Annotated in this window: 7 protein-coding genes; 2 read left to right on the top strand and 5 right to left on the bottom strand. The window is 66.8% G+C overall.

Annotated features, from left to right (window positions below; translation table 11 throughout):
- Positions 1 to 299: 299 nt before the first annotated feature.
- Genes VFW71_02745 through VFW71_02730 form a run of 4 tightly spaced genes read right to left on the bottom strand, consistent with a single transcriptional unit; the run spans position 300 to position 3,369 of the window.
- Complete coding sequence (locus VFW71_02745; GenBank protein HEU5001683.1) at positions 300 to 590, bottom strand: helix-turn-helix domain-containing protein; 291 nt, start codon at positions 588 to 590, stop codon at positions 300 to 302.
- A gap of 8 nt (positions 591 to 598) precedes the next feature.
- Entirely contained in the window at positions 599 to 1,423 is an 825-nt protein-coding gene (locus VFW71_02740) for an AAA family ATPase (protein ID HEU5001682.1), read from the bottom strand.
- Positions 1,420 to 2,799 carry a DDE-type integrase/transposase/recombinase gene (locus VFW71_02735; GenBank protein HEU5001681.1) on the bottom strand — a complete coding sequence of 460 codons (1,380 nt, stop codon included), beginning with the start codon at positions 2,797 to 2,799 and terminating at the stop codon, positions 1,420 to 1,422. The genes VFW71_02740 and VFW71_02735 overlap by 4 nt, the downstream gene beginning before the upstream one ends.
- A 60-nt stretch (positions 2,800 to 2,859) precedes the next feature.
- The gene (locus VFW71_02730; protein ID HEU5001680.1) at positions 2,860 to 3,369 is read right to left on the bottom strand and encodes a hypothetical protein; all 510 of its coding nucleotides are present in this window, start codon (positions 3,367 to 3,369) and stop codon (positions 2,860 to 2,862) included.
- Positions 3,370 to 3,926: 557 nt separating this feature from the next.
- Between VFW71_02730 and VFW71_02725 the strand changes: the two genes are divergently transcribed.
- On the top strand, positions 3,927 to 4,565 hold the full coding sequence (locus VFW71_02725; GenBank protein HEU5001679.1) for a type II toxin-antitoxin system antitoxin SocA domain-containing protein: 639 nt from the start codon (positions 3,927 to 3,929) through the stop codon (positions 4,563 to 4,565).
- Between the two features lie 940 nt (positions 4,566 to 5,505).
- On the top strand, positions 5,506 to 5,667 hold the full coding sequence (locus VFW71_02720; protein ID HEU5001678.1) for an integrase: 162 nt from the start codon (positions 5,506 to 5,508) through the stop codon (positions 5,665 to 5,667).
- 381 nt (positions 5,668 to 6,048) lie between these two features.
- Here the strand turns inward: VFW71_02720 and VFW71_02715 are convergent, their stop codons facing one another.
- Positions 6,049 to 6,276, bottom strand: a complete 228-nt coding sequence (locus tag VFW71_02715) for a hypothetical protein (GenBank protein HEU5001677.1) — start codon at positions 6,274 to 6,276, stop codon at positions 6,049 to 6,051.
- Between the last annotated feature and the right edge of the window lie 26 nt (positions 6,277 to 6,302).

The following is a 6,302-nucleotide window of genomic DNA, read 5'->3' as shown; positions in this document are numbered from 1 at the left end:
CCTTGGGCGAAGGTCAACTCTGCCCGCGAAACCTGACCGTCGAACATGTGATGCCGCAGGCATGGCATGAGCACTGGGAAGCGGAGACCGTCGGTGATCCTGCTGCCGAGTGTTGCGGGCAACGCTTGTTAAGCATCCATTGGCAGGATTGCGTGAGGATCGTTCGGCAGGATTGGTTGAGCATGGGTCAGCGGTCATGGGTCAGCGGTCTTGGTGGCCCAGCTCCAACGGTTGACCGGACGCGCTTGTGGCCGGGCCCCAGTAAGGCCCGGCCACAAGAGGCGAGTTTGGACAAGGGCCTACGGCGGCGGTGACGGCATGGCGCAGATGATGCTTCGCACCTGCGTGAGGTCGGCACGCAGTTCGATGCGGGTCCACACGTCGATGGATGCGATGGCCTCCTCGACGGCCTCGCGTTGGGCCTGCGGGTCAGGTTTGACCGGCCGGGTCGGGTAGCCCAGTCTGCGCAGTGCCCGGTGCAGGCCGCTGCGGTCCCGGCGCAGGTAAGCGGCGATGTAGCTGAGGGAGTAGCCGTCCTCCAGGGCGATGACAGCGATGGCGATCTCGTTGGGGTCGTAGGTGCCAGCCATGGCCCGGGTCACTCCCGGGTGAGCTCGGCGACCGCCGCTTTGGCGCAAGCGTCGTCGACGATGGCCTTGCCGGCCGAGGCGGCGGCCACCAAGGCGGCGGTGGCGGCGTTGTTGAGCGCCCGCGGGATGCCCCCGGCGAAGCGGTGCAGGCGGGAGACGGCGTCCTCGGCGAAGACCGCGTCACGCCGTCCTGCCAGCTTGAGATGGTGCACCAGGTACGATCCCGACTCGGCCAGGTCCATCGCCGGGATGGCGAAGCGCATGGAGATCCTTTGGTCCAACGCGCTGAACACCCCCATGCGCAGCTGGCGTAGCAGGGTCGGCTGTCCTATGAGCAGCCCCGCGAAGGGGCTGGCGGCATCGAGGTTCTGGTTGGTCAACAAACGGATCTCCTCCAGTTGGGCCGGGGAGAGCAGGTGGGCCTCGTCGAAGGCCAGGATCACCCGGCGGTGGCGTTCGGCCTCCTCGGCGGCGAGGGCCTCGGCCGCCTGGGCGGCCACCTCCGCCCGGAAGAAGCGGGGCTGCACCCCGAGGGCTGAGACGATCGCCACGTGCAGGCCTCTCGTGCCCAGCGCCGGCGGGTTGGCCAGGTAGATCAGGTGGTGGTGCAGCGGGTCGAGGCCGGCGACAGCGGCCCGGAGGGCGACGGTCTTGCCCACCCCCACGTCGCCGACGACGATGCCCAGTCCCGAGCCGGCGACGACGAAGCTGATCCGGGCCACCGCCTCGGCCAGGGCCGGGCGCTGGTAGAGATCTGCGGCGGGCACAGACTTGGTGAACGGGGTTGCAGTGAGCCCGAAGTGGGCAAGCCATGGAGCCCGGGTGGCGCTCATGGCCTGCCCTCGTCTTCCCCCGGATCTGCGGCCTCATGGTCTGCGGCCTCGGCTCCGGGCAGCTCCCGGTAGGCGATCGCCCCGGGCATGGCGTCTTCGGAGTCCGCCAGTACCTGGCCCAGGTAGTCGACGGCGGGGGGCGTCGGCGCCGGCGGGGGCTTGGGCACCTGGGGATGGGTGTGGGCGGAGATCACCAGCGGCGTCGCTGCCCCGGCCGGGCGGCCCTCGAGGTAGACCAGCACCGTAGTCAGGTCCTCGGGGACGAAACGGCACTCCACCCGCTTGCCCACCAACACCGGGTCTACCTGGTAGCGGTTGCCCTCCAGCGACACGCAGGCGGTCGATGACACCTTGCGGATCACCGACCACAGGAAGGCATCGGCCAGCGTCTCGGCGCTCGGGAACCGCAACGGGTCCCCGGCCAGGAAGCGGGCGATGGGGGTCTCCCGGGTTTCGGTGTGCACCCGGGTGTTGCACACCGACTCGGCCCAGGCCATGAAGCGCTCGTTCAGCTCGTTCAGGTCCGCGATGCCGACGGCCTCCGCCTCGGCGATGAACCGCTCCCGGATGAGCCGGTTCAGCCTCTCCTGCTTACCTCGGCCCTGGGGGTGGTAGGGCCGGGAGTGGATGATGCGGACGCCGAGCACCGCGGCCGAGCGCCGCAGCGGGGCGGCGACGAACGCGGCGCCCCGGTCGAGGTGCAGAGCCTCGGGCAGTCCCCGGCGCAGGATCGCCGCCTTGAAGGTGAGCTGGGCGGAACGGGTGGTCTCGGTGAAGCCCCACATCCCGTGCACCAGCAGGCGGGATTTGTCGTCGACGTAGAGCATCAGCCTGGCCCGCCGGGATCTGGCGACCTTGGGATGGGGCACCCAGGGCCCGACCAGGTAGTCACCGATCCAGCGCTGGTTCACCCGCTCGGCCTCGAAGCGGCCGAAGACCGCCGGCTCGGCGGTCAGGGCGGCCCGGGTGAGGCCCCGGGAGGCGAGTTGGGAGCGGATGGTGCGGGCGGAGACGGGGATGCGGTGGATGGCATAGAGCTGGGCGGCGATTGCCTCGGCGGAGCGGGTCGGCACCTCCCGGCGCATCCGGGCCGCCTCCTCGAAGAGTTCGGGGTGACGGCGCAGCGCCCCGGTGTCGCTTCGCGGCGTTGGCTTGAGGCCCGCCAGGCCCCGGTCCCGGTAGACCCGAAGCCAGCGGTCGATCGTGGCCCGGCTGAGGACGCGCTCGACCCCCTCGGGGTCGGTATGGACGCCGGCGGCGAGCTCCCGGACAATGGCGCCCCGCTCGGCGGGGCCGAGATGGGGGCTGACTGCCGGGGCGATGACCCCGTAGCGGAACAGTGCGATGGCTTCGGCTCGTTCTGGGCGGTTCTCCATGGGCTCTCTCCTTGTCGATCGAGGCAGGGCCACGAGCCAACCACCTCCCCGTCGAGGGCCTCATGGCGGGGATCTGTTGGTGGCCAGCACCGCCCCGCCGCTCACGGCGCAGACGAAGCGCCAGAGCGGCACGACGTTGCCCGCCAGCCGGCGCCGGGCCGCCTCGAAGGCCCGCCCGATGGCCTCGATGGCTGCTCTGGTGGGCGGGGCGGGCAGGTCGAAGACCTCCGATCCCCACTCGATGGCCAGCCCGGCGAACCGGTAGGCGATGCCCTGCGCCCGATAGGCGAAGCGGGCGACCCATCCCCGGAGCGTCCCGCGGGCAACGGCGAGCAACGCGGCCGCCGCGGCGACCATTCGCCCGTCCACAACCCAGACCAGGGCGAGCCCGATCACCTCGACTTCGTCCAGGCGGCGGGCCAGGCAGAACGCCGGTAGGAGCCCAGGGGTGGCCCCGCAGCTTGGGCAGTGAACCCGGGGGACCCAGATCCGCAGGTGCCGGCTGGCGCCACCACCGTCGGGGTCGAAGCCCAGGCGCAGGTCACGCTCGTAGCCGGACCAGAAGACCATCGCCTCCCGGCAACGAGGGCACCTCGGTGGCTCAGCCGGCCTGACGTCGCGCCCGGCGGCCTGGTAGGACTCGACACTGCCGGCCCAGGGAACTACGATGACCACGGTGGCTGACACCGCCTTGGGCCCTTCCGGATCTGGCAAGAACGCGGGGAGGGCCCTTTGGTTTACAGGACCATGCGATCATCCCCCCACGACCTGCGAGCCGGCTACTTCGTGTTCAGTCCGTCCTCAAGCAGCGTTGCCCCAGACCGGCCCTACATGCTCATGGAGAACTGCCCGTAACAGCATCGATCATCGCTGTTGTCGATGGACGCTAGGGGAGCGGAGGCTAGCTAGTGTTCAGCACGGGGCAGGACGGAGGAGGAAACGGGCGGAGGTCAGACCGCCGAGAGTGGTCACGGGAGGAACTTCATGGAAGGCTCGTCTGCGATGGGGCCAGTACGGGCCTTCCCAGGGTTGGTAGAGACTGGTTGAGTTTTGGGTGGTGCGTGTCGATACTGGGGACACTCAGCGAAGATGCGCAGCGAACACGTGTACGCTATAATGGAGTGACTATGGGGTATGAGGACGACGGCGATGCGAGCCGCGCAGTGGTTGCCGTATTGGCAGCGGCTGCTGGAGTCGGGGCTGTCATCACTCGGACGAAGCTTGCAAAGTTGCTCTATCTCAGCGACTTGCGGGCTGTTGAGTCGTTGGGGCAACCAATGAGCGGAGTGCGTTGGCAATGGCTGAACCACGGTCCTTTTGACTACGATCTGCTTGGTTTGGAGGCGCGCCTCGTTGCCCTCGGCAAGGTAGGGCGAGTCGAACAGGCTAATCCGTTCGGCACCCCCGAGTATCGTCTGACGCTTGTTGATGACGTGGTGAATGTCAACATTGATTCGAAGTTCTGGGAGATCGTCAGGGGGGTTGTGGCTGAATTCGGATCGTATGCTGCCTCTTCCCTTAGGGATATCACCTATCAAACGGCTCCGATGATTGAGGCCCAAAAGCGCGGGCAACGAGGGGTTGAGCTAGACTTGGACATTATTCGGCCCATGCCGGACGCTAAGGCGGCCGTTTCCAGGCTCCTGCGCAAGGTGGGCCAACTTCCGGTACAAGACACCGAGGATGGAGCAATGGAGGACCTTGCTTGTGACATCCGGAGCTTGGCTAAGCTTCGCAAGCGGGCGAATCGCCAACTGTTGAGTTGACGGCCCCTATAGTTGGGGGAGTCTACCTCGTGGCTGATCCCACCATTGTCTTGCTTCCGGCAGAGGACCGAGCGGTCTACGACACTCGGCGGCCCGTCCTCATTCTGTCTGGTTCCGAGACAAATGCTGATGCTGCCTGGAGCGTCGTTCTGGCGTGCCCGATTTCTAGCTCAACGAAACGCAGGACAAAATTCTGCGTGAAACTGGGTGCCGGTGAAGGGAACGTCAGTAGCAAGTGCTGGGTCCGGATTCCAGCGGTCCAGCCTCTAATGAAAGCGGATCTTGAAGATCATCTAGGGGTGGTGAGCGAAGACCGACTGGCGGAATGCTATGCGAGGCTTGTCGAGTATATGGGGCTGACCGCCGAGAGCTGAAGGCGACGCTTCGGGCGTGGGACCGAGCACGGGCCGAAGGCCCGGCCGCAGGAACCCGGTCGGCCGCAAGGCCGGCCCTTGAGATGGTAGAGAAAGTTCTCACTGGAAAAAGATGCCCCCAAGGTCACGACCACGATTGGCAGGAGGTACGTCACGACCGCCGTTCTGGACGCGCCTGACCTGGCGACCAGGGCGTAGTTGATGACGTAGGCGAGTCCCGTCCCGGCGGCCCCGAGGACGAGGCGTGTGGCACTGCCATCGAGGCGAAAGGTTGGCATTGAGCACCCATGACTTTTCCCTGGCCTCTGCCCCGGCAGGCCGCCGGAGCGCTCTCATGCACCTGGCAACCCCACTCCCGGCCTCCGTACTGGCTGAGGCCCTACACCTCACACCGGGGACCGCCGTGGGGTGGGTGCAGGCGGCTAGCGGTGACTGGTCCTCGCGCGCTGCCCAGGTAGCCCGAGGACGCGATCGCGTGGAGTGCTGAAATCTCCCTGGGAGAAACCTCAAACCAGGAGATATTCGTAGGCTTCGAACAACGCTCTGTACCAGTTTGGCCGGCCGGGGTGCCGGCGAAGGTGGTCAGTGAACGCCTGGGCCACGCCAACATCGGCATCACGCTGGACACCTACGGCCACGTCATGCCGCAGCTGGACCGGGATTCGGCCAACAAGGTTGCCAGCCTGATATTTGGGGACTACGAGGAGGGCTCGTCGGATGGTTCGTGACCATTCCGTGCCCTCGGCTTCCCAGGTGCCAATCTCCGGGCCCGGAAAAGCGAAGGGGCCCGAGAGCGTTTCCGCAGCTCAGACCCCAAATAGCGGAGGCGGACGGGAATCGAACCCGCCCACCGAGTCTCCCCGGCGCACTGGTTTTGAAGACCATCGAGGGGTGTGCGGCGGCCATTGCTGATGGAGGTCAAAAAGGTCGTCTGACCTGCACGAATGCAGATCCGTGGTCGGGGCTTATGCGGGCTCGGATGGGTTGGTTGTGACGTGTCCCGTGCCCAAATCCGTGCCCATCGTGACCGGGCGGGAGGCGGCACTCCGGTTCCCCGCTCCATTCGGGGGCTGGACTGGAGGGCATCTGCGCCCGCTCGTACCTGGTGGTCAGCCCTGGTGCATGCACGCTTCCAGAATCGGCGGCTGGAACCGGCCCTTGAGCCATCCGAGGACCCCAGGTCCCGGGACCTCCGTGGTCTGGGCCGTCGTGCAGTCGGTTGGCTTCTGGCTCTTGATGATGACCGAGACAGCAGCGAGGCTGAGGATCAATGCGATGGCAAGGGCTGCGAGAATCAGCAAGTTCGGCTGCTGGCGACGTTGAGCCATCGTTTCCATGCGCCGAGTCTAGGGGTTTTGGGCTC

The sequence above is a fragment of the Actinomycetota bacterium genome (assembly GCA_035765775.1).
Classification (GTDB): domain Bacteria; phylum Actinomycetota; class CADDZG01; order JAHWKV01; family JAOPZY01; genus DASTWV01.
Note: the sequence above shows the minus strand (reverse complement) of the source record. Positions and strands in the feature narration are given on the sequence as shown.